Genomic DNA, 22,518 nt, shown 5'->3' with positions numbered 1-22,518 from the left:
TGCGGCTCAGGACCCGACCTGCAGCCCGGCCATCACCTGGTCGATGGTAGGGAGCAGCTTGGGATGGCTGTCCGGGATCGAGATGTACACCCCCACCGGCCGGGGATCGTCGTGGATCACCGCGATGTAGACCGTCTCGCCCTTCGCCGTGAAGCCGTCAGGAGCGTTCTTGAAGTCGAGGTGGTACTTGATCCTGTACCCCTCTTTGTCGCCCACCTTGAACGGCTCCTTCAGCTGGTCCTTGCGGGTCAGCTGCCAGGGCTTGTAGTAGTTCTTCTGGACGTTGTCCGCGAAGACCACCGCCGTGGTCTCGAGGTCTTCCGTCCCGATGTAGCTGAACTCGTCCGCCATGGTGCCGACGGTGACGTTGGCGATCCAGTCGCCGCCGTCGGTCCCCGGCGCCTCGCGCTGGGTGATCAGGAGCTGACCGGCCGCCGGGTCGAGTTCCGACACGTTGCCGGGCTCGGGGTTGTCCATCCACGGTTCTGCCAACTTCGTGTACGAGACCGGGCCCGAGGTCACCCGTGGTCCGGTCGCGGCCGGCGTGCTCTGGGAGGTGCTCGACGCCGACGAGGCGGGGGACGACTGCGACGTCGCCGACGAGCTCGGCTTCGTCACCGGCTCGTCGCCCCGTCTGGCGAAGGCCACGCCGACGATCACGCCGACCACGAGGATGAGCGCGAGTCCGCCCGCGATCCCGCCGACCAGTGCGCCGCGTCGCTTCTTCGGCGGTACAGGCGGCGCGCCCCCCGGCTCGCTGCTGAGATGGTCAGGCGCCGGCCAGCCGGTGTCGGGACCGGCGTACCCGCTCGCCTGCTGCTCATATCCCCACGCGTCGGGAGGCTGCTGCTGCCAGTCCGCGGGTCCCGGTCCGCCGGCCGGGGGGAACGGCGCGGACGCATCGGAGTCCTGCGCCCGCCAGTCGTCGAACGCCCCCGGGGGGTTCTGCCACCCGTCGGTGGGGCCGCCCGGTGTCGGCGCCGGGCCTGGGTCCGCGGACAGGTCGACCGTCTCCTGCGGTGCCCACGACGTCGTCGGCGCCGAGGGGGAGGGGTCGGCCTGCCAGTCGGCCACCGGCGGGCCCTGCTGGGTGTCCCACGGCGGCGGCGAGCTCTGCGGTTCCCACCCGAGCTGTTCCGCCTGCTGTTGCTCGTACGGCGCCTGCTGGCCCTGGTCGTAGGAGCCCTGCTGGTAGGAACCCTGGTCGTAGGGCGATCCGGGAACATCGGCCGGCACCGGCGCGGTGTCGGCGCTCCATTGTGCGCCGTCCCACCACCGCAGCAGCCCCTGCATGCCGTACGGGTCGGGGTACCAGCCGGGGGGGACGTCGTTCATGGGACCCGAGGGTACCGGTGGTCGCTGCCCCCGCGGTGCGGTCGCCGCATCGGCGTCTGTGCGAGCACCGTCAGCGCAACCGCCAGTCACCGGGAAGGCTGAGCGGCCCGTACGCGGGCAGGCCGAGCTGGGCGGCGAGGCCGGCGAACGTTCCCCACCCCGACGCCATGACCCGTGCGGCGTGTGCGGCGGGGTCCTCGCTCGACTGCGCGGGCATCAGCTGGGCGATCGGCGAGCTGCGGGGGAACAGCCTGACCTCGGTCTCGACCGTGGCGGGGATGCCGGCGTAGCGCTTGGCGACCTCGATCGCGTGGGTGAGGCCACCCAGCTCGTCGACGAGTCCGTGCGTGTGCGCGTCCTCGCCCGTCCACACGCGGCCGCGGGCGAGCTCGTGGGCGCGGTCTCGGGACAGTCGCCTGCCCTCGGCGACCTTCGCCGTGAAGTCGTCGTAAACGTGGTCGAGGAACGCGTCGAGGCGCTCCCTGTCGGCGTCGGTGTAGTCGTACAGCGACGACTGGAGGAGCGCGTGCTCGCCGGAGCTGACGGCGTCGCGGGTCACCCCGAACCGCCCGACCAGGTCGTCGAGGACGACCTTGCCGCCGAGGACGCCGATCGAGCCGGTCAGTGTCGCGGGCTCGGCGACGATGGCGTGGGTGCCCATCGAGACGAAGTAGCCGCCGGACGCCGCGACCTCGCCCATCGAGGTGACGACGGTCTTGCCCGCGGCGCGTGCCCGGCCGACCGCGCGCCAGATGGTGTCGGACGCGGTGTAGGACCCGCCGGGGCTGTCGACCCGCAAGACGATCGCCCGCACCTCGGGCGTGAGGGTCGCGGCGCGGACGGCCGCCGCGACCGTGTCGGAGCCGGCGCTCTGCCGCGAGAGTGGCCGGGCACCGCCGCTGCGACCGAGATGGATGCCGCCGGTCACGTGCACGAGCCCGATGACGTCGCGGGAGCCGCTGCCGACCCTTCGGGTGAGCTGTTCGAGCCCTGACCTGCCGTAACGCCCGAGGAAGAGCAGCTCCGCGTCATCGCCGGCGCGGTGCCTGACCTCGTCGTAGACCTCGTCGCGGTAGCCGAGACGGTCCACGAGCCGGGCCTCCAGCGCCTCCGCGGCGAGGAACGGGCCGCGGTCGACGAGTGCGCGGACCTCGTCGGCGCCGAGCCCCCGGGACTCGGCGATCCTGGTGACGAGCTGACCGGTGCCCGCCGTGACGACGGCCTGGACGGACTCCCGGTGGGCCTCGGTGAACCCGGACTCGGTGAGGGCGTTGACCGCGTTCTTGTACTCGTGGCGCTGACCGAACCGTGCCTTGGCGTTGACCTGGTCGAGCGCGCCGCGCAGGAACAGCTGCACGGCCGCGATGCCGGTGAGCCCGACGTTGCCCGAGGGCTGCAGCCAGATCTCGTCGAAGCCGGTGGCCAGCAGGTACGCGCCGTTGCCGGGACCGAACTCGGCGAACGACTCGGCCCAGGCCAGGGCCGGCTTCCCGCCGGAGCGGAACGCGGTGACGGCCTCGCGCAGCTCCTGCGCCCTGGCGAGCCCCATCGCGTCGTTGCCGCCCACCTTGGCGACCAAGGCGCGCACCCGCGGGTCGCGTCCCGCCCGGTGCAGCGCGTCGACGGTGCCGCGCAGGGTCTGCTTCCGGAACGACAGGGCAGCGGTGAGGGGATCGTGCGGCACACCCTCCACCAGCGGCTGGGTGAGGTCGACCTCGAGGACGAGGGGCGCGGTGCGCTTGCGCCGTGCCGCGCGGAGCTGGTCGAGGAGGAGGGAGGCCTGTCCGGTCATGAGCCGTCCTCCGAAGTGAGCATCGCAGCGGTTCGGAGCGCTCTGCGCGCCCGGTTGACCGCGGAGCGAGGAGCGGAGCGGAGGAGATCGGCGGGGAGCGCGGTCATGGCGTCACCCTACGACGCGAAGGGGCCCGGCACGGGAGAGCGGGGAACCCATCGATAGGATCGAACAAATGTTCGTCTGTGACGTTGGCCACGCCAGCCCGGGGACTGCCCTCGTATCGAGGAAATCACGCTGCGAGACGGGGACCGTCGAGCGGAATCTCCGGTGCCCGTCGTGCGTTCTCACCTGTGACGCCGGTGGGGCTAGAACGAGGGGAAAGTTCGGCCAGTGACGATTCAGTACGATGAGCAGATTCCGGAGCGCGACCTCGTCGGTACCTATCTCGACGAGATCAGCCGCACTCCGTTGCTCGACGCCGTCCAGGAAGTCGAGCTGTCCAAGGCCGTCGAGGCCGGACTCTACGCCGAGCACCTCCTCGAGGAGCGTGTCCGCAGGCGCGGTCTGAAGAGGGCCGAGCTCGAGGAGATCGCCAGGACCGGCCGGGCCGCCAAGCAGCGGTTCATCCAGGCCAACCTGCGTCTCGTGGTCTCGGTCGCCCGCCGCTACGGCGGTCACCAGATGCCCCTGCTCGACCTCGTGCAGGAGGGCAACACCGGTCTCGTCCGCGCAGTCGAGAAGTTCGACTACATGCGCGGCTTCAAGTTCTCGACCTACGCCACCTGGTGGATCAGGCAGGCCATCTCCCGTGCCATCGCGCAGACGGCGCGTACGGTGCGGCTGCCCGTCCACGTCGTGGAGGAACTCAACCGCATGGGCTCGGCCCGGCGTGCACTGACCAGGCAGCTGGGTCGCGACCCGGAGATCGAAGAGCTCGCCGTCGCCCTCGAGATGCCGCTCGACCGGGTCGAGGAGCTCGTCGCCTGGGCGCGCGAGCCGCTGAGCCTCGACGCCAAGGTCGGCGACGACGAGGACACCAGTCTCGGCGAGCTCGTCGAGGAGGACGACGCCCCGTCCCCCGAGGCGATCGTGCTCGCGGCGTCGCAGCGGGAGAACCTCGACGAGCTCATCGAACGGCTCGACCCGCGGTCCGCCACGATCGTGCGGGCGCGCTTCGGCTTCTCCGACGGCCGGCAGCACTCGCTGTCGGAGATCGGTCGCAACCTCGGCCTCACCCGCGAGCGGATCAGGCAGCTGGAGCGCGAGGCGCTCGCGAAGCTGAAGAAGTACGCGAGTCTCGAGGGGTTCGACGGCCGCGACGCGGCCTGACGCGACCGGCTCGACGACGACGCGGTGAAGGGCACCTCCGCCACGCGATGACGTGGCGAGGTGCCCTTCACATGCTCCCGGGCCGGGTTCAGCCCTTCCGCACGCGGTAGCGCAGGTGGGTGACACGCGTGCCCTCGACCACCGTCGGGTCCTCGAGCATGACCCCGGCGTCGAGGTTGTCGAAGTAGCGGATTCCCTTGCCCAGCAGCACCGGCACCAGGTCGATCCGCACCTCGTCGAGCAGTCCCGCGTTCAGGCACTGCTGGGCGAGGTCGGCTCCCGCGACACCGACGTCGTGGCCGTCGGCCGTGGCCTTCGCCTGGTCCAGGGCGCTCTCCAGCCCGTCGGGGACGAAGGTGAACGGCGCGTCGGGACGAGGTGGCCAGTCCTCCGGCGGTGGCCGGTGGGTCACCACGAACGTGGGGGCGCCGTTCGGCGGGTTGCCGCCCCACCCCTTGGTGAAGTCGAACAGCCGCCTGCCGGTGACGAACGCGCCCTCCTTGTCGAGCCCGTCCCAGTACCTGGCACTCACCTCGGACATCCTGAAGGTGATCGGGTAACCCGCCGGCTTCACCTCGACGTCCCCGTTCCAGTACCAGTCGAACAGCGGACCCACCTGGTCGTGCGGATCGGCGATGAAGCCGTCGAGGGATGTCGAGAAGCTGGAGAAGACGGCGCACATCAGCTGGCCAGACGTTCGGCGAGCAGCGCGGCCAGCTGGTCCATGCTCTCGCGCGCACCGCTCTCCATGCCCGACTGGAGCATGCCGTCGCGGTCCTCGATCGCCTGGAAGACGGAGGTGTCGACGAGACGCGTCCTGCCGTCGCCCAGGTCGACGAAGTCGATGGTCTCGAGCAGGACGTGGCCCGGCATGCCCTCGAACTCGAAGGTGTAGACGAGTCGCTCATGCGGCTTGACCTGGTGGTAGACGCCGTTGAAGGCGTACTCTGCGCCGTCGTCACTCTTCTCCACGTAGCGCCAGCGGCCGCCGGGACGGACATCCATCACGTCGACGACGGTGTTGCTGCCGGTCTGGCCCCACCAGAGCGGGACGGCCTCGGGGTCGGTGAAGGTGTCGAAGACGAGGTCGCGGTGAGCGTCGAACTCGCGGGTGATGACGATGTCGTGGCGGCCGGGTTCGGCGGTGACGTGCAGGTTGCCGTCGGTGCTGGTCATGGTCGTGCCTCTCTGCGTCTGCGTTGGATCGTGGTGAGGTGCTGGTCCAGCCGGTCGAGCCGCTCCGACTGGAGTCGTGCGTGCTGCTGGATCCAGTTGGTCGCCGAATCGAGTGGTGCGGTCTCCAGCCGGCACGGCCGCCACTGGGCGTCCCTGCCCCGGCTGATCAGGCCCGCGCGCTCGAGCACCTTCAGGTGCTTGGAGATCGCCTGGAGGCTGATCTCGAAGGGCTCGGCGAGCTCGTTCACCGTCGCCTCGCCGTCGGCCAGGCGGGCGAGGATCGCTCGCCTGGTCGGGTCGGCGAGAGCGGCGAAGGTGACGCTCAGCTCGTCCGTCGGCATCGTAATCAACTCCGTGGTTAATCAACTAATAGGTTGAGTATGCGCAAGGCCGATGCTGCCGTCAAGGGCGACCTACGATGTGGTCGCACCCGACGAGTGGAGGAGACCTCATGGAGACCCGAAGGCTTGGGCGTCTCACTCACCAGAGCACGGTCCTCATCTACGGCGCGGCCGCGCTGTCCGACGTCAGCCAGGACGTCGCCGACCGGTCCGTGCAGGAGGCGCTGGACGCGGGCATCAACCACTTCGACGTCGCCGCCGACTACGGCGACGCCGAGCTCCGGCTCGGTCCTCTCGTCCCCGCGATGCGCGACCGCATCTTTCTCGCGACCAAGACCGGCAGGCGCGGCCGGGAGGAGGCCTGGGCCGAGATCAACCGGTCGCTCGAACGGTTGGGCACCGACCACGTCGACCTCATCCAGATGCACGCCGTGTGCGACGTCGCCGACCTCGACCGCGTCACCGGGAAGGACGGTTCGCTCGAGGCAGCGCTGCGCGCCAGGGACGAGGGACTCGCCGGGGCCATCGGCATCACCGGGCACGGGCACGAGGCACCGGCCACGCACCTGGAGGCGTTGCACCGCTTCCCGTTCGACACCGTCCTGACCCCGCTGAACCACGCCCTGGCCGGACGGCCCGACTACCGCGCGGCGTACGACGCGCTCGTCGCCGAGATCCGTAGGCAGGACGCCGGCCTGATGGTGATCAAGTCCGGTTCGCGGCGCAACTGGCCGGGCGACGAGAGGTCGTTCACCACCTGGTACGAGCCACTGCGGGAGCAGGAGCACATCGACGCGACGGTCGCCTGGGTGCTCGCCCACGAGGTGATCACCGGCATCGCGACACCGTCCGACGTGCGGCTGCTCGCCCCCTTCGTCCGCGCCGAACGAGAGCGGGAACGCTGGACCATGGCGGACGCCGAGGCGGTGCTCGACCGCGACGCCGAGTACTCGTCGCCGTTCGTCAGCATGCCGTTCTAGGAGTCTCCTCGCGGCCCCCTCAGTCATGGGTCTCTCGGCGTATGCGGTAGCGGAGGTGCGTGACGTCGCGATCCTCGAGCTGTCGGACGAGCTCGAGCTCGGTGCGGTCGCCACCGAGGTGGTCGAACAGCCGTCGGCCGTCGCCGAGGAGGACCTGGACCAGGTGGATCTCCATCTCGTCCATCAGCCCCGCTCGGAGAAGCGCCTGGGCCGCGCCCGCCCCGTGGACCATGACCGCGCGGTCTCCGGCGGCCGCGCGAGCCTCACGGGCGCAGGCCTCGACGTCGGTGACGAATCGCGCCTGGCCGGGTGGCACGTCCCCGTCGTCGACGTGGTGGGTGAGGACGAGGATCGGCACGCCGTCGTGATGGTCGCCCTGCCAACGCCCGGCGAGCTCGAAGGTCCGCCGGCCGGAGATCACCGCGCCGGTCGCGAGCGCTTCGCGGTAGACCTGCCCGTTCGGGCCGTCGGACTCCCGATCGTCGAGCCAGTTGAAGAGTCGTCCACCGCCGCGTCCGAGCTCCTGACCCTTTCGGTCGTCCGGACCGGTGATGTAGCCGTCGAGCGACATCGACATGTACAGCCGAATCGGATTGTCCATCGTGGCCTCCGTCGTTCCTCGACGACATGGGAATGCGCCGTCTCCTGGTCCCGTCGCGGCGGGAATGTCACATGGCAAGACCTCAGGCAACCGGCAGACTCATCGGTCTCGAGAGTCCGCCGGTCGACCGGCTCAGCGACGGACGCGGTAGCGGATGTGGGTGGCTTCTGGCGTGTCGATCACCCGGACGATGTCGAGCTCGATGAGCGACGGCAACTCGTCGAACAGCCGACGGCCACGACCGAGCAGCACCGGGATCTGATGGATCTGCACTTCATCCAGGACCCCGGCTTCGAGCGCCCGTTGCGCCGTGTACCCGCCAACCACGTGCACGTTCTTGTCCCCGGCGGCGGCCTTCGCCTGTTCCATCGCGCTGGCGATCCCGTCGGTCACGTACGTCACCAGCGGATAGCCCCAACGGGCGGCAGGGCCGGGCGGGCGGTGACTGGGCACGAAGATCGGGAGACCGTTGTGGTCACCGCCCCAGTGATCCATGAGCTCGGCAGTCCGCCGCCCCGCAACGACAGCACCCGATGCGCTATTCAGTTCGTCCATCAACTCCTTGACCGGCCCGGACAGCTCGACGAACTCCCCGCCCGGAGCGAACCAGTTGTGCAGCCGGTGGTCATCGTCGCCGCCGAGGTAATCGTTGAGGTCGGCGATGTACCCGTCGAGAGACATCGACATGTAGAGCACTGATGCAGACACTTCCACCTCCCGTGATCTCGATCCGAACTGATGTCACCTCCTTGTACAGAACCGGGCTATCGGCGCGCTATCGGGCGCTTGCGTCTCCAGCTGGTTGTATGGGGAGCCGGCCGAAGGCGGCGAGCAGGACCGAGCCGACGACCGCGATGCCGCTCGCGATCGCGAAGGTGCCGCCCCAACCGACCGCGGACTCGACGAGGTAGCCGGTCGTCGCCGGCGCGATGATCGCGGCGGTGGTGGCGACCATCTGCACGGCTCCGGACACCGCGCCGTAGCTTGCGCCGGGCACCGCCTCGCCCACGATCAGCCAGTACTGCGCGCCGGTGAAGTACAGCAGGAACACGACGGCCGACATCAGCGCGACCGCGCCGGCCGCGCCGTCGACGACACCGATCAGCGCGAACAGCAGGCCCGTCAGCAGCAGGCCGGCGACGACGGTCCAGCGACGGGAGGCGTACGACGCGCCGGTCCTGCGCGCCACCGCGTCGGTGAACAGGCCGCCGAGCACGAGCCCGACGCAGCCACCGACCCATGGGATCGCACCACTGACGGCGAGCCCGGTGATGTCGACGTCACGCTCCTGCACCAGGTACATGGGGAACCAGTTGACGAACGTCCAGAGGATCCAGGCGTATCCGAAGAACGCGACCGCGGTCGCCCAGACGGCCGGCACGGCCAGGAACCGCCACCAGCGGTGATCGCCCTCCCGCCTTCGTCCGCGCACCTCCGCGGCGGGGGCGGTGTCGGCGTGGATGTGCTCGAGCTCCGCGGGCGAGACCCGCGGGTGGTTCCCCGGCCGGTCCCTGACGACGACGAACCAGCCGATCGTGAACAGGACGCCCAGCGCGCCGAAGATGACGAACGCCACCCGCCAGTTGTTGTGTGTCGCGGAGAGGATCGCCACGACGAGAGGCGTGGCGATCACACCGCCGAGCGGGGTGGCGGCGTTGGCAATGCCGACCGCGGTGCCGAGCTCATGTTTCGGGAACCAGTTGTGCAGGATCTTGGCGGTCGCCGTCGTCTGCGGTCCCTCGCCCGCGCCGAAGAACAGCCTGATGAGCAGCAGGGTGACGAAGCCGATGCCCGCGGCGGTCAGCGCCGTGAAGACAGACCAGACGAGGGTCGCCCAACCCATCACCTTGCGCGGCCCTACCTTGTCGGCGAGCAGCCCGCCGAGGAACGCGAACGGCGAGGAGGTGAACGCGACCGCGGCCAGGATCCAACCGAACGTCGGCCTGCCGAACCCGAGATCCGCGATGATCAGCGGCGCGGCCACGCCCATCACTGCGCGGTCAGCGTGGCTGAGCGCGAGGATGGCGAAGTCCGAGGCGAGCACGGCATAGCGCACGCGGGTGCGCCGTGCCGTCGGGGCCCGTGTGGCTGTCATTCGTGTCCTCCCTGACTCGTGCTCCCCGGTGGAGCAGACCCACAGGACCACTGCCGGGACACCTCGAAGATGGTCCAGTCTGCTCGAACGGGTCGGTGCGGCCGTCGACGTCCTAACCGATGCGGCCGCCGGCGGCTGTGGTACAGGAGGTGCTGCCTTGGCACCGACGGAGCGCAGTCAGCTGGCGATGCAGCGACCTGCGTTTCGCCGTGGGCAGGGTTGGGTAGGTGTTGGTGAGCTCGTACGGGTCGCGCCTGCGGTCGTAGTACTCCCGTTCGCCGGTGTCGTACTCGACGTAGGTGGTCATCGCGGTGCGCAGCGCTGCGTAGGTCGGCGGGTTCGCATTGCGGGTCTGCTGGAAATCGGGGTCGGACTTGTCGTTGTTCGGCCCGTGGTGCTCGACCAGCGCGGCGGTCTTCCAGGCGGGGACCTTCCGGCCCTGCATGATCGGCAGCAGGCTGACCCCGTCGACGTCCCTGCCCGGCGCACCGCCGATGTCGGTGAACGTGGGGTTGAGGTCGATGTTCTCGGCGACCTGTCGCCTGGTCTGGCCCGCCAGCAGGCCCGGACCGGCGGCGATGAGCGGCACGCTGACGTCGGTGCTGAACGCCGTCTTCTTGCCGGTGAGCAGCCGGTGCTGGCCGAGGTGGTAGCCGTTGTCGGAGCTGAACACGACGTAGGTGTTGTCCGCCTGGCCGGTCTTTTCCAGTGTGGCGCGCAGCTTCCCGAGCATCCGGTCGACCGCCAGCACCGACCGCGCCCGCTTGCGGTGGTCTCTGTTGATCTGCGCGATGTCGGCCCGCGACAGCCGCGGCATCTCGTGCACCCAGGTCGGTTTGTCGGAGACGTCACGCTCGTCGAACGACGGATCGCGTGGCATTTCGAGCCCGGGGAACTTGTGCCGGTCCCGCGGCGCGGGGGTGTACGGACTGTGCGGCGCGTAGGTGGCGATCTCCAGCATGAACGGGTCTCCGGAACGGGCGGATTCCCTGATGAACCTGCTGCCCTTGGCGGAGAGGACGTCGGTCAGGTAGTCGGACGGCTGGTGGCCGTACCGGATCAACCAGCCGTTCTCGTTCAGCGTGTAGTCGAACCCGCGGTACCCCTCCTTGCCGCTGACGGCCCAGTCGTCCCAGCCTGGGGGCACGTAGGCCTTGCCCGGCAGCGTGCCGACCGGCTCGTAGGAGTTGAGGTACTTGCCCATCATCGCGGTGCGGTAGCCCTGCTTCTGCAGCGCGACGCCGAAGGTGACCTCCTCCAGGTTCTTCCGCTGGAACGCCGCATACCCGCCGTCCTCCGGGTCGTTGGTGAACACCCCGGTGTTGTGCGGGAACCTTCCGGTGAAGATGGACGCCCGGGACGGGCAGCACAACGAGTCCGTCACCGAGTAGTTCGTAAAGCTCACGCCGTCGGCGCGGAGCCTCTTCACCTCCGGCATGTAGGTCAGCAGCTCGGAATCCAGGTCATCGGTCAGCACGAAGACGATGTTCGGCTTCCCCCCGGACATCGGCTCCGCGCGGACCGACGTGACCACGAGCCCGGCCGCGACGAACAAGACCGCCGTCACCGCCGCCGCCGTCAGCGCGGTACTCATCGACAGCCTCGCCAACACCCGGGCCCTCCCTTTCGCTCACCACACCACGAGAGACGTGGCCCCAGACAATAACGGGCCGTCTACGCCGCCCTGGACGTGCACCGAACCGCTCGACGGCAGCGGTCGACCGAGCCGCCCAAGCAGCACCGGCGCCTCCGGCCCGGCGTCAGGGGCCGAGCTGGTCCCGACGCCGTCCGAGGTAGCCGCGCTCGGCGTCGTTCTCCGTGGCGGCGATCGCGGCGTCGTATGCGGCACGCGCCTCGTCGCTGCGGCCGAGCCGGCGCAGCAGGTCGGCGCGGGTGGCGTGCCAGGCGTGATACGTCGTCAACGGGAGTCGGTCGACGAGGGCGAGGGCGACCTTCGGGCCGTCGAGCTCGGCCACCGCGACAGCGCGGTTGAGAGCGACGATCGGCGACGGGTCGATCGCGGCGAGCTGGTCGTAGAGGGTGGCGATCTGGGACCAGTCGGTGTCGGCCGCGGTGGGTGCGTCGGTGTGCACCGCGTTGACCGCGGCGAGGAGCTGGTAGCGACCCGGCCGGTTGGCGGCGAGGCAGGCGCGCACCAGTGCGTGACCCTCGGCGATCAGCGCGCGGTCCCACCGTCCGCGGTCCTGCTCGTCGAGCGGGACCAGCTCGCCACGGGAGACCCGGGTCGCGCGGCGGGCCTCGATGAGGAGCATCAGCGCGAGCAGCCCCGTCACCTCGACCGCCCGAGGCAGTTGGGTATGCAGGGCCCGGGTCAACCGGATGGCCTCGCCGGTGAGCTCGTCGCGGAGCGGCTCGTCGCCTCCGCTGGCAAGGTAGCCCTCGTTGAAGATCAGGAACAGCACGGCCAGGACGGCGGAGAGCCGGTCGGTCAGGTCGGTCTCGGCCGGCACGCGGTAGGGGATCCTGGCGTCGCGGATCTTCGCCTTGGCGCGGGTGATCCGCTGGGCCATCGTCGTCTCGGGGACCAGGAAGGCCTGGGCCACCTCGGCGACGGTCAGACCGCCGAGTAGTCGCAGGGTCAGGGCCACTCTCGCCTCCGGGGACAGGGCCGGGTGGCAGCAGGTGAAGACAAGCCGTAGCCGGTCGTCCTCCACGGGACCGGTCGACTCGTGGGGGGTGTCGTCGTGGATCATCTGGGCCGCCTGATGTTTGGCGTCGCGCCGCTGCTCCCGGCGGAGCCGGTCGAGTGCCCGGCGTCCGGCGGTCGTCGTCAGCCAGCCGCCCGGGTTGGGCGGCGTGCCGTCGACCGGCCAGCGTTCGAGGGCGACGACGAGCGCCTCGCCGGCCGCCTCCTCGGCGACGTCGATGTCACCGAAGCGGCGTACCAGCGAGGCGATCACCCGGCCGTACTCCTCGCGGAAGATCTGTTCGATCGCGGCATGGGCAGCGGGCGCGGCGGGGGTCGACACTCAGGCTCGGCCTAGGACTCGTCCTGCGGCCGCTCTTCCTGGAGGGGTCGCACCTCGATCCGGCTCTGCAGCGCCTTCGAGCCGAGCTTCGCGTACTCGAGCGCGGCGTCCAGGTCCGGGGCCTCGATGATCCAGAAGCCTCCCAGGTACTCCTTCGCCTCGACGAACGGTCCGTCGGTGAGGATCGGCGTGTCGCCGGTGGCGTCGACCGTGGTGGCGGCCGAGGGCGGGTGCAGGCCACCGGCGAAGACCCAGGCGCCGTCGTTCTTGAGCTTGGTGTTGAACCCGTCGACCGCGGCGAAGATCTCCTGGAGGGCTGCCGGGTCCATCTCCTGCATCGACTCCATCGTGGGCTCCTCGGCCGAGTCGTGCGGCAGGGACAGGAAGTACTGCGTCATGATGGTTCTCCTTGATCACGGGCCGCCCGAGTGGCTGCCTTTCACTCTCTCCACGAACACCGTCGTCCCGATACGACACCCCGGCGAACTTTCTCGAGAACCTTTTCTCTCGGGTGCCGACGGCGGGTCCTGCGCGTGGGGGAGTGGCGCGCCCGGAGGGACTCGAACCCCCGGCCCGCTGCTTAGAAGGCAGCCGCTCTATCCAACTGAGCTACGGGCGCGTGCCCGGGTCGCGGCCTGACCCGACCCAGGACGCAAGCGTAATGCGTCGCCGGAGCGGGCGCGCCCGACCTCGTGATCCGTGTGTAGGGCCCACTCGCCGACGTTGACAATTCGATGATGCATCTTGCATGATCGGACATCGTCCAGACCGACATGCGGTGCTACCGGGGGAGCCTGGAGCGGGGCTGACCATGGGCAATGACGCCTTCCGAACGATCTCACCCGAGACACGACTGACGACACGACGCGGGTTCCTGCGGACGGCCGCTCTCGGTGCCGCCGTGGCGACGAGCGCGCCACTGGTGGCCGCGTGCGGCGGGGGCGGGGACGAGGAGGGCGGCGTGTCCCGCGTGCGCTTCGCCTTCGCGCCCGATCCGGTGTGGGACTTCATGAAGCGCCGGAACACCATCGCGAAGTTCGAGCAGCAGTACGGCATCAAGGTCGTGACCTCTTCCACGTGGGACGAGTTCGCGTACTTCGCCGGTGGGCACGGCGAGATCGTGTCGACGGCGACGTACGAGCTGCCGCTGCTGGAGGAGAAGACCGGCAAGAAGACGGTGACGTTCGGCAAGTACAACCTGCTCCGCATCACGCCGGTCACCAGGTCCGACACCGGTTACAAGACGCTCGCCGACATCCCCAAGGGCTCCAAGATCGGGGTTCCGAGCGCTGTCTCGTCCACCCTCGTATGGGGCATGTTCGCGCGGAAGCTGCACGACCTCGACTTCCGGGTCGGTGGCGGTGACTTCGAGCTCGTCGTCGAGGACCACTTCGTCATGGGCGAGCACGTCGAGCGCGGCGAGCTCGAGGCCGCGCTGGTCATCCCCGAGGCCGCGATCGGTCTGATGCGGCAGAAGAAGCTCGTGGTGATGTACGACGGCAAGCTTCCGTTCGAGGTCTACGAGGGCATCACCAAGCACGAGCACGCCGGGGTGATGGGCAACAACTTCACGGCCACCGCCGATTGGTTCGACTCCCACCGCAAGGAGGCGGCCGCGTTCCTGGCGATGTGGGAGGAGGGCATCAAGCTCTGGCGGAAGAACCAGGCCGAGATCATCAGGACCTTCCCGCAGCACTTCTCGGTCGAGGAGGACGCGGACATCAAGGCCATGCAGGACTACATCAAGAAGCACGACTGGTTCGTCGACTCCGTGTACCTCGACGACGAGTGGATCAAGACCGAGACCGGTCTCTACTCGTCAATGAAGGAGACCGAGTTCATGGAGAAGGACGCGCCGACGCCACGCTTCGAGACGTTGACGGCCGCCGACGCCGACAAGTAGGGACTTTCGCGGCGAACGGAGGTGAGCGAACGGTGAGCGCCCAGGTGGCATTGCGCAAGGAGAGGTCGCCCGCGGCACGGGAGCGGGCACGCAAGTGGTTCTGGCGGATCGCGGGCTACGTCACGTTCCTCACCGTCTGGCAGCTGACGTCGACGTTCCTGGTGGCCGATTTCATCGTGCCGCCCCCCGCGGCGATCGTCACCGAGATCGGCGAGATCGCCGCCTCCAACCTCCTGGTCAAGCACTTCGTCGCGACCCTGAGCACCATCGCCATCGGGTTCGGCATCTCCTTCTTCCTCGGCACGGCGATCGGCCTGACGATGGGCCGGAGCCGTTGGTGGGACGGGTTCCTCGGCGACTGGGTCGTCAGCACGATGACGACCCCCGGCCTCGTCTTCGCGCTGGTGTCGGCGATGGTGTTCGGGCTCGGTCGCGAGGGTCCGATCGTCGCCGTCGTCATCACGTCTTTCTCGTACGTCGCGGTCAACGTGACCGAAGGCGTGCGCGCGGTCCCCAAGGACCTGGTCGACATGGCCAATGCGTTCGACCGGTCGCGGTGGCAGCTGCTCAGGCACGTCTACATCCCGGCGCTCGCGCCGTACCTGGTCACCGCGCTCAGGTACGGCTTCTCCATCGCGTGGAAGATCGCGACGCTGACCGAGATCATCGTCGGCACCGCGGGCATCGGGTTCATGATGCGCAGCGAGTTCCAGCAGTTCTCGATGGCCGGGTTCCTGGCCTGGGTCCTGCTGTTCTTCGCCTTCGCCCTCTTCCTCGAACGTGTCGTCCTGCAGCGCCAGATGAGGCACATGTTCCGGTGGCGGCCGGAGGTGGCGCGGTGACGGTCCAGGCCGGGCACGCCGGTCGACCCGTCCTCCCGCTGCCGCGGGTTCGGCAGGTGCTGTCGCATCCCCGGTTCGCGCGGGTGCTGTCCCTGGTCCTCGCACTCGTCGCCTGGCAGCTCGTGGTCCCCGTGCTGCCCACCGAGCTCGTGCCGATGCCGCTCGAGGTCGGCAGGTTCATGCTGAGCGAGCTGGTCGGCGACACGCTTACCCCGCAGACGGTCTACGCGTCGTTCGGGCTGAGCTTCCTGCGGCTGGCAGCCGGGCTCGCTCTCGCGTTCGCGATAGGCATCCCCATCGGGCTGCTGATGGGGATGTCCAAGCGTGCCGAGTGGTTCCTGCACGACTTCGTCGTGGTGGGGCTGGCCATGCCGTCGCTGGTCTGGGCGCTGATCGCCGCGATGTGGTTCGGGTTCAGCAGCACCGCTCCGATCGTGACGGTCACGCTCGCGGCGGTGACGTTCGTCATCCTCAACATCTCCGAGGGCGTGCGCAACGTGCCGAAGGACCTCCTCGACATGGCGCAGGCGTACGGGGTGCCGCGGAGCCGGGTCGTCCGGCAGCTCATCTTCCCGTCGCTCATGCCGTTCTTCTTCGCGGCACTGAGGTACGGCCTGGCGAACGCGTGGAAGGGCCTGGTGCTCGCCGAGGTCTACGCCTCGACCGCGGGCGCGGGTTGGGTCATCAAGTTCTGGTACGACGCGCACCGGGCGCAGGGCATCGTCGGGTACGCGCTGTTCTTCATCGTCGTCGCGCTGCTGATCGAGCGCGGCGTCTTCGGCCGGCTGTCCGCGTACGTGTTCCGCTGGCGTCCCGCGATCCAGTCGGCGCCGTCGGAGTCGTCCGTGGGTCCCCCCAGCAAGGTGCAGGGAGCGTGAGATGGCATCCGTCGACGTGGTGAACATGCGCAAGGAGTTCGTCGGGCCCGACTCGACCATGGTCGCGCTCGATGACGTCACGTTCTCCGTCTCCGGGCACGAGTTCGTGAGCATCGTCGGACCATCCGGTTGCGGCAAGTCGACGCTCCTGAACATCCTCTCCGGGATCGAGACGGCGACGTCGGGACAGCTGACCATCACCGAGGGCGACCGGCGGGCGCGGCTCGGGTACGTCTTCCAGGCTGCGCGACTACTGCCCTGGCGTTCGGTCCACGACAACCTGATGTTCGTCCAGGACGGTCACGACGCGGCCGCCCGCGAACGCTGCACGAAGTACCTCGAGCTCGTCGGGCTCGGACAGACGGCCAAGCAGTACCCGGGGCAGCTGTCGGGCGGCATGCAGCAACGCGTCGGCATCGCGCGCGCGTTCTCCATCGAGCCCGACCTGCTGCTGATGGACGAGCCGTTCAGCCACCTCGACGCCATCACCGGACGCTCGCTGCGCAGTGAGCTGCATGACCTGTGGGCGGCGACGAAGAAGACGATCCTCTTCGTCACCCACGACGTCAGCGAGGCGGTCGAGCTGTCGACACGGATCCTGATGTTCGCCAAGGGCGGGCACCTGCGTGACGACATGCGCGTCGATCTGCCGTTCCCGCGCGATGCGTCATCGGACCGCGTCGCGCTGGCGAAGGCAGAGATCCTCCGCACCTTCGAGACGCTCGATCTCATCGCGACCTGACCACCGACTGGAGGGAGACCCATGGGGCACGTGACGTTCGACAAGGACCAGGACAACGTCGTCGCCGGACACTACTCGCAGGCCCGTGGTCCCGTCCTGCGCAGCGACAAGCAGGAGGTCACGCGCGTGTTCTTCGCCAAGGGCTCGGGCGCGCAGCGGCACCAGCACCCGGAGGAGCAGACCTTCTACGTCGTGTACGGCCGGCTGCGGGTGTGGCTCGGTGACGACGAGCCGTACGACGTCGGACCCGACGAGGCGAGCTTCCACCCGTCGAACGTCCCGCACGGCGTCGAGGCGATGGAGGACACCCTGGGCATCAGCTTCAAGAACGTCGTCGACCCCACCGGCTACGAGCAGACCGGCCGGCTTACCTGAGGAGGACCCAGCGATGCCGATCATCACCATGGACCGCATGGAGAAGCAGTACGTCACGCCGAAGTACTCGACGGCGTTCGGTGAGCTCGTCACCGGCGAACGGATCGAGGTGGGACGGCTGTCCTTCGATCCTGGTGAGGGAGCGGTCGAGCACGCACATCCGCAGGAACAGGTGTTGTACGTCATCTCCGGGCGGCTGCGCGTGACGTTCCCCGACGAGAGCGGCGAGGTCGGTCCCGGCGAGGGCTTCCTCGCGCCGCCGAACGTCCTGCACGGCGTCACGGCACTCGAGCCGACGGTGGTCATCAGCTGCAAGAACGTCATCGACGGTGTGGGCCACAAGCTCGCGCCGGGGGAGACCGACCGACTCGACGAGCTCGGCAAGAGCTGACGACCGAGGGGATTCCATCATGCGCGCCAGGACACTAGGCGCCGCCATGCTGTGTGCGGCACTCGTCGGCTGTGCGGGACCCGTCGACGACGGCGGCAAGGGTGACGGGACGGCGGCGACGAAGTACACCAAGGTCACGCTCGCGAGCGTCAACAACATGATGCACCTCGCCGACTTCGTCGCGGTGCAGAAGGGCTTCTTCACCAAGCACGGTCTCGACGTCAGGCTCGACGTGCTGTCGAGTGGCTCCGCGCTCAACAAGGCGCTGCAGAGCGGAAACGCCGAGTTCACCGGCACGGGGTCGACGAGCATCCCGCTGGCCCGCAACGGCGGCATCGACGCCCAGCTCGTGGCGCCGGCGATGAACGACGCGACGACCGTCAGGTACGCGGGGCCGCTCGGCATCATCGGGCGCAAGGACCGCGGAGTGAGGCCGAACGACCCGAGCAGTCTCGTCGGGAAGAAGATCGCAGCGCTTTCCGGCAGCACGAACGAGGAGTACCTGAAGCGGTACCTGGAGAAGCACGACATCGCGTTGGACGACGTGTCGATCGTGCCGCTCACGACCGAGGACCACCCGGTGAGCCTGAAGCAGGGCGACGTCGACGCCGTGTCGTCCTGGGAGCCGTACGTCTCCCAGGAGATCAGCGAGCTCGGCAACAACGCCGCCGTCGTCTCGCGCGGTGACCCGCTCATCGGCTACTTCCTCGGCGTCGGCGCTCTTCGGGACACCATCGGGAAGCGCGGTGACGTGATGGCGAAGTTCGCCGCCGGGATGGCCGAGACCATGCACTGGATGCGGCAGCACCCCGAGGAGGCCGCGGCACAGGCGGTGAACTTCATCAACGGACTCAAGCTCGCCGACGCCAAGGCCGCGATGCCGCACCTGAAGTTCGACCCGCGGATCACGAAGTGCACGGTCAAGGCGTTCGACGAGGTCAGTGCCGAGTACCTCCGTGCCGGGCAGATCGAGAAGAAGGTTCCCGGCGAGGACATGGTCGACACGTCGTTCATGGAGAAGGTGGAGAAGGAGAACCCCGAATGGTTCGCGGATCTCCCGCCGTTGCCCGAGACCTGTCGCGACTGAATCGGGGGACCAGTGTGGAGATCACCGTCGATCGGCTCTCACACGTCTTCCGCTCCCCGCACACGGGGGAGAGCGTGGAGGCCGTGCACGAGCTCGACCTCACCATCGGCTCGGGCGAGTTCGTCACCGTCGTCGGCCCGAGCGGGTGCGGCAAGTCGACGCTGTTGAAGGCGATCGCGGGTCTGCTGACGCCGACCTCGGGGACCATCACCTGCGACGGGACGAAGGTCACCGGCCCCGGCCGCGACCGCGGTGTCGTCTTCCAGGAGCTGGCGATCATGCCGTGGCGCACGGTGCGTCGCAACATCGGTCACGGCCTCGAGATCCAGGGGGTGCCGCGCCGCGAACGCGACGAGCGGGTCGCGTACTACGTCGACCTGATGAAGCTCGGCGGGTTCGAGGACAAGTACCCGCACGAGCTGTCGGGTGGCATGAAGCAGCGCGTCGCGGTCGCGCGGACGTGGGCGTCCGACGCCGACGCGATCCTGATGGACGAGCCGTTCGCGGCCGTCGACGCGCAGACCCGCCTCACGCTGCAGGAGGAGCTGCTCAAGGTCTCGCAGGTGACCGACAGGACGCTGCTGTTCATCACCCACAACACGGAGGAGGCGGTGTTCCTCGGCGACCGCGTCGTCGTGATGAGCAGACGACCGGGCAGGGTCAAGGAGATCGTCGAGGTCGCCACGCCGCGGGCGGACCGCGAGATCGGCGTCATGCTCAGCGATCCCGCGGTGCGCGAGCAGAACGAGCACGTGCTCCGCCTCGTGCGCGAGGAGGTGACCTGACGTGTCGAGCGAGACCGTACGGGCGACGGCGCCGAAGCCGTGGTCGGCCGCCGTGCGGTCGTGGCGTGCGGTCCTCGACACTGGCTCGTTCCTGCTGCCGCTCGTGCTGCTCGTCGTCGTGTGGGGGATGCTCAAGGGTGGTCTCAGCCTCGACGACGACGTCATCGCCTCGCCCGGGGCGTCGGCCGCCGCGGCCTGGGAGCTGGTCCGCACGGGGGTGCTGCCCGCATACGTCTCGGCGAGCATCGGACGCCTCGCCCTCGGCGCGCTGCTCGCCGTGGCCGTGGGCGTGCCGCTCGGGCTGCTGCTCGGTTTCACCAGGTACGGCGCGGTGATGTTCGAGCCGTTCCTGCGGTTCTTCCAGGCCGTGTCGGGCATCGCGTGGTTGCCGCTGGCGATCATCTGGTTCGGCTTCACCAACCAGACGATCCTCGCGGTCATCGTCTACACCGCCGTCATCCCGATCGTCTTCAACACGATGGTCGGCGTGCGGACGATCCCCGACGTCTACCGGCAGGCGGTCGCCACGATGGGCGGCGGGCGGGCACGTGTCGCGTGGAACGTCTTCCTGCCCGGTGCGCTGCCGAGCATCGTCGTCGGGGTGCGGCTCGGCATCGGGTACGGCTGGCGCGCGCTGATCGCCGGCGAGATGCTGGTCGGCAAGTCGGGTCTCGGCTTCCTCATCTTCGACGCGCGGCGCTTCCACGTCCTCGACACCATCATGGCCGGCATGGTCATGATCGGCGCCCTCTACCTCGTCGTGGACCGGCTCATCCTCGCCTCGGTGGAACGGCTGACCATCCAGCGCTGGGGGGTGGTGCGATGACCGTGTGTCCTGCCGTCCTCCGTCGTTCCGCTCCTCGTTCGGTGGGTGCGTGGGAGCGGTGCGTGCTCCGAGCCACTGCGATGCTCGCTCTGTCGCAAGACCGCCGGAGGCAATCAGCACTGGAGGATGGCTCATGACCTCCCTACGCAGCCCCGAAGCGCTCACCCGCGCGCGACAGGCAGCGCGCTGGCAGCGGTTGCTGCCCGTTGTGCCGTTCGCGGTGCTGGTCGTCGCCTGGCTCGTCGGGTGGGCGATCGTGCGGCCGAGTCCCGCGACGCTGCCGAGCGTCGCCGCCGTCGCCGGACGGCTCGCCGAGCTGGCGACGTCGGGCGAGCTGCTCGCACACGTCGGAGCCAGCATGGGCCGGATGGCGCTCGCCGTCACCGTCGGCGTCGTCACGGGCGTGGCACTCGGACTGGTCGTCGGTCTCAACCGCGTGGTCGCGCGGATGGTGGAGCCGCTCGCGACGTTCTTCACCGCGATCTCCGGCATCGTGTGGCTGCCGCTCGCCATCGTCTGGTTCGGCATCGGCACGGAGACCGTCGTCTTCATCATCTGGAACTCGATCTTCTTCATCGTCTTCGCCAACACCGTGCTCGGCGTCCGGTCGGTGCCGCCCGTCCTCGAGGCCGCCGTTCGCACGCTCGGCGGCGGCTGGTGGCACGTGGTCCGCCAGGTGATCGTGCCCGGTGCCCTGCCGCACATCGTGTCCGGGCTGCGTTCCGGCATCGGCTTCGCGTGGCGTGCGCTGATCGCCGCCGAGATCATCGGCGCGACGGCGGGTCTCGGCGCGATGATCTACCGGGCGGCGGAGTACCTGCGGTCCGACACGATCATCGGCGGCAACCTGGTGATCGGCCTGCTCGGCCTCGCCATCGACCTGCTGATCCTCGTACCGATCGAACGCAGGACCGTGCAGCGGTGGGGCCTGGTGTCGGCCGCGTCGAAGGTATGAGAGGAAGGTGAGGCCGATGGCGAGACCGCGGATCAGGCGCGCCATGCTCGCGCCACTGGCGTCGATGCTGGCGGGGGTGTTCCTCATCGCCGCGCTGATCGAGGGTCCCACGCTGTACGGCATGGTGACCGCGGGCAGCAAGCTCTCGCCGCAGCTGGCGAACGTCTCCGGCCCGACCGGCATCGAGGTGAACCTGTCGTTCCCCGCGCAGACGTTCCACGTACGGCAGCTGTCGGAGTACGGGGTCTTCGGCGGGACTCCGAGCGACGACAAGGTGATCCTCGTGAACGTCAGCCCGGCCAACGTCCGCGCCCTCAGCTACGTCTACTGGATCAGCTCGATCGAGCCCATGTAGTGAACGTCCCGGCGGCGGGCGCGTCTCAGGCGGCTTGGACGGGTCGCAGCCCGTCGGCGCGCGCCTGGCCGAGCGCCCGCGCGAGGGTGGGAAGGATCGTGAGGCTCCGGTCCAGACCGGTGACGTTCAGCAGGGCGGCGAGCTCCGGTCCGGGCGCAGCCAGGTGGAAGGTCGTGCCGAGCAGCCGGGCACGACGTTGCGTGCCGACGAGGACGGCCAGGGTGGAGATGTCGCAGCGGGTCACGGCGGCCAGGTCGAGGATCAGCCGGTCGGTCCGGTGCAGCGCACGCAGCAACTGCTCGCGCAGGGCCGAGTTGGTGGCCACGCCGAGCTCGCCGTGCAACGCGATGACGATGGGATCGGCACGCGAGCCTGCGGTCACGGGGTAGGTCACGAGGGAGGCGGAAGGTCTACGACGCATGGTCACCTGACCTGTCGATCGCCCTAGGGCGACGCCGGCCTGGATGCTGACGCACGAGATGTCCTCGGACTCCCCCACCCTACCCGGCGAACGTGGACGACGAGCGACTGTCGCGTACCGCACACGCAGCGGCACTGCCCTGGACGTGCGCGGGTGCGTATAGTCGGCAGGGCAGAGTCAGCTTCTTCTGGTGTCCTGGACCCTGGCATCCGTCGTTCCGCCGAGCCGAGGACGGTCGCCGTGACCACCCAGACACCTGTCCATTCTTCCGAGCCACGCGACGGTGTCCGCCGGCGTGGCGGTGTGCAGGAGCAGTACGCACACCATTACACGCGGCTGGCCGAGCAGGTGAGGGAGTCCGGCCTGCTGCATCGGC

Annotated in this window: 25 protein-coding genes and 1 tRNA gene; 13 read left to right on the top strand and 13 right to left on the bottom strand. The window is 69.1% G+C overall.

Features of this window, described 5'->3' with window-relative positions:
* Positions 1-6: 6 nt before the first annotated feature.
* Together GEV10_09640 and sppA are read right to left on the bottom strand one after the other, a co-directional pair.
* Positions 7-1,335 carry a DUF2510 domain-containing protein gene (locus GEV10_09640; GenBank protein MQA78724.1) on the bottom strand — a complete coding sequence of 443 codons (1,329 nt, stop codon included), beginning with the start codon at positions 1,333-1,335 and terminating at the stop codon, positions 7-9.
* Positions 1,336-1,405: 70 nt separating this feature from the next.
* On the bottom strand, positions 1,406-3,127 hold the full coding sequence (sppA, locus tag GEV10_09635; GenBank protein MQA78723.1) for a signal peptide peptidase SppA: 1,722 nt from the start codon (positions 3,125-3,127) through the stop codon (positions 1,406-1,408).
* A 333-nt stretch (positions 3,128-3,460) separates the two neighbouring features.
* Here sppA and GEV10_09630 point away from each other — a divergent pair, with 333 nt between their 5' ends.
* Positions 3,461-4,399 (top strand): sigma-70 family RNA polymerase sigma factor, encoded by a 939-nt coding sequence (locus tag GEV10_09630; GenBank protein MQA78722.1) that lies wholly within the window; start codon positions 3,461-3,463, stop codon positions 4,397-4,399.
* An 88-nt stretch (positions 4,400-4,487) separates the two neighbouring features.
* Here the strand turns inward: GEV10_09630 and GEV10_09625 are convergent, their stop codons facing one another.
* Genes GEV10_09625 through GEV10_09615 form a run of 3 tightly spaced genes read right to left on the bottom strand, consistent with a single transcriptional unit; the run spans position 4,488 to position 5,916 of the window.
* Complete coding sequence (locus GEV10_09625; protein ID MQA78721.1) at positions 4,488-5,081, bottom strand: hypothetical protein; 594 nt, start codon at positions 5,079-5,081, stop codon at positions 4,488-4,490.
* A complete protein-coding gene (locus tag GEV10_09620; GenBank protein ID MQA78720.1) occupies positions 5,081-5,575 on the bottom strand; it encodes an ATPase in 495 nt (164 codons plus the stop codon). The genes GEV10_09625 and GEV10_09620 overlap by 1 nt, the downstream gene beginning before the upstream one ends.
* A complete protein-coding gene (locus GEV10_09615) occupies positions 5,572-5,916 on the bottom strand; it encodes a metalloregulator ArsR/SmtB family transcription factor (GenBank protein MQA78719.1) in 345 nt (114 codons plus the stop codon). Before GEV10_09615 ends, GEV10_09620 begins: the two co-directional genes overlap by 4 nt.
* 110 nt (positions 5,917-6,026) lie before the next feature.
* Between GEV10_09615 and GEV10_09610 the strand changes: the two genes are divergently transcribed.
* Positions 6,027-6,896 carry an aldo/keto reductase gene (locus GEV10_09610; GenBank protein ID MQA78718.1) on the top strand — a complete coding sequence of 290 codons (870 nt, stop codon included), beginning with the start codon at positions 6,027-6,029 and terminating at the stop codon, positions 6,894-6,896.
* Positions 6,897-6,915: 19 nt separating this feature from the next.
* Here GEV10_09610 and GEV10_09605 read toward each other — a convergent pair whose 3' ends face one another.
* The 7 genes from GEV10_09605 to GEV10_09575 all read right to left on the bottom strand — a co-directional run bounded on the left by GEV10_09605 (position 6,916) and on the right by GEV10_09575 (position 13,201).
* On the bottom strand, positions 6,916-7,497 hold the full coding sequence (locus GEV10_09605) for a dihydrofolate reductase (protein ID MQA78717.1): 582 nt from the start codon (positions 7,495-7,497) through the stop codon (positions 6,916-6,918).
* Positions 7,498-7,629: 132 nt separating this feature from the next.
* Positions 7,630-8,205 (bottom strand): riboflavin biosynthesis protein RibD, encoded by a 576-nt coding sequence (locus GEV10_09600; protein ID MQA78716.1) that lies wholly within the window; start codon positions 8,203-8,205, stop codon positions 7,630-7,632.
* A gap of 67 nt (positions 8,206-8,272) precedes the next feature.
* Positions 8,273-9,541 carry an MFS transporter gene (locus tag GEV10_09595; protein MQA78715.1) on the bottom strand — a complete coding sequence of 423 codons (1,269 nt, stop codon included), beginning with the start codon at positions 9,539-9,541 and terminating at the stop codon, positions 8,273-8,275.
* Positions 9,542-9,704: 163 nt separating this feature from the next.
* Positions 9,705-11,186, bottom strand: a complete 1,482-nt coding sequence (locus GEV10_09590; protein ID MQA78714.1) for a sulfatase-like hydrolase/transferase — start codon at positions 11,184-11,186, stop codon at positions 9,705-9,707.
* Between the two features lie 166 nt (positions 11,187-11,352).
* Complete coding sequence (locus GEV10_09585) at positions 11,353-12,582, bottom strand: sigma-70 family RNA polymerase sigma factor (GenBank protein MQA78713.1); 1,230 nt, start codon at positions 12,580-12,582, stop codon at positions 11,353-11,355.
* An 11-nt stretch (positions 12,583-12,593) separates the two neighbouring features.
* Positions 12,594-12,980: a hypothetical protein gene (locus GEV10_09580; GenBank protein MQA78712.1), complete on the bottom strand. Its 387-nt coding sequence runs from the start codon at positions 12,978-12,980 to the stop codon at positions 12,594-12,596.
* A gap of 144 nt (positions 12,981-13,124) precedes the next feature.
* Positions 13,125-13,201, bottom strand: a tRNA-Arg gene (locus tag GEV10_09575).
* 192 nt (positions 13,202-13,393) lie between these two features.
* On the opposite strand from GEV10_09575, the gene GEV10_09570 reads away from it, so the two are divergent.
* From GEV10_09570 to GEV10_09520, 11 genes are all read left to right on the top strand, one after another.
* Positions 13,394-14,485: an ABC transporter substrate-binding protein gene (locus tag GEV10_09570; GenBank protein ID MQA78711.1), complete on the top strand. Its 1,092-nt coding sequence runs from the start codon at positions 13,394-13,396 to the stop codon at positions 14,483-14,485.
* A gap of 32 nt (positions 14,486-14,517) precedes the next feature.
* Positions 14,518-15,327: an ABC transporter permease subunit gene (locus GEV10_09565; protein ID MQA78710.1), complete on the top strand. Its 810-nt coding sequence runs from the start codon at positions 14,518-14,520 to the stop codon at positions 15,325-15,327.
* Entirely contained in the window at positions 15,324-16,205 is an 882-nt protein-coding gene (locus tag GEV10_09560; protein MQA78709.1) for an ABC transporter permease subunit, read from the top strand. The genes GEV10_09565 and GEV10_09560 overlap by 4 nt, the downstream gene beginning before the upstream one ends.
* Position 16,206: 1 nt before the next feature.
* The gene (locus tag GEV10_09555) at positions 16,207-16,947 is read left to right on the top strand and encodes an ATP-binding cassette domain-containing protein (GenBank protein ID MQA78708.1); all 741 of its coding nucleotides are present in this window, start codon (positions 16,207-16,209) and stop codon (positions 16,945-16,947) included.
* Positions 16,948-16,968: 21 nt separating this feature from the next.
* On the top strand, positions 16,969-17,322 hold the full coding sequence (locus GEV10_09550) for a cupin domain-containing protein (protein ID MQA78707.1): 354 nt from the start codon (positions 16,969-16,971) through the stop codon (positions 17,320-17,322).
* Positions 17,323-17,335: 13 nt separating this feature from the next.
* On the top strand, positions 17,336-17,713 hold the full coding sequence (locus GEV10_09545; protein ID MQA78706.1) for a cupin domain-containing protein: 378 nt from the start codon (positions 17,336-17,338) through the stop codon (positions 17,711-17,713).
* A 19-nt stretch (positions 17,714-17,732) separates the two neighbouring features.
* The gene (locus tag GEV10_09540; protein MQA78705.1) at positions 17,733-18,800 is read left to right on the top strand and encodes a transporter substrate-binding domain-containing protein; all 1,068 of its coding nucleotides are present in this window, start codon (positions 17,733-17,735) and stop codon (positions 18,798-18,800) included.
* Positions 18,755-19,585, top strand: coding sequence for an ATP-binding cassette domain-containing protein (locus tag GEV10_09535; GenBank protein MQA78704.1), 831 nt, complete (start codon positions 18,755-18,757; stop codon positions 19,583-19,585). Before GEV10_09540 ends, GEV10_09535 begins: the two co-directional genes overlap by 46 nt.
* A 1-nt stretch (position 19,586) precedes the next feature.
* Complete coding sequence (locus GEV10_09530) at positions 19,587-20,411, top strand: ABC transporter permease subunit (GenBank protein ID MQA78703.1); 825 nt, start codon at positions 19,587-19,589, stop codon at positions 20,409-20,411.
* Between the two features lie 133 nt (positions 20,412-20,544).
* Entirely contained in the window at positions 20,545-21,366 is an 822-nt protein-coding gene (locus GEV10_09525; GenBank protein MQA78702.1) for an ABC transporter permease subunit, read from the top strand.
* A gap of 16 nt (positions 21,367-21,382) precedes the next feature.
* On the top strand, positions 21,383-21,721 hold the full coding sequence (locus tag GEV10_09520) for a hypothetical protein (protein ID MQA78701.1): 339 nt from the start codon (positions 21,383-21,385) through the stop codon (positions 21,719-21,721).
* Positions 21,722-21,746: 25 nt separating this feature from the next.
* Here GEV10_09520 and GEV10_09515 read toward each other — a convergent pair whose 3' ends face one another.
* Entirely contained in the window at positions 21,747-22,142 is a 396-nt protein-coding gene (locus GEV10_09515; protein MQA78700.1) for an STAS domain-containing protein, read from the bottom strand.
* Positions 22,143-22,518 lie beyond the last annotated feature (376 nt).

It is taken from the genome of Streptosporangiales bacterium, from assembly GCA_009379955.1.
In the GTDB taxonomy this organism is placed as follows: Bacteria; Actinomycetota; Actinomycetes; order Streptosporangiales; family WHST01; genus WHST01.
The sequence above is the reverse complement of the archived record's forward strand: the minus strand, read 5'-3'. Positions and strand labels throughout refer to the sequence as shown.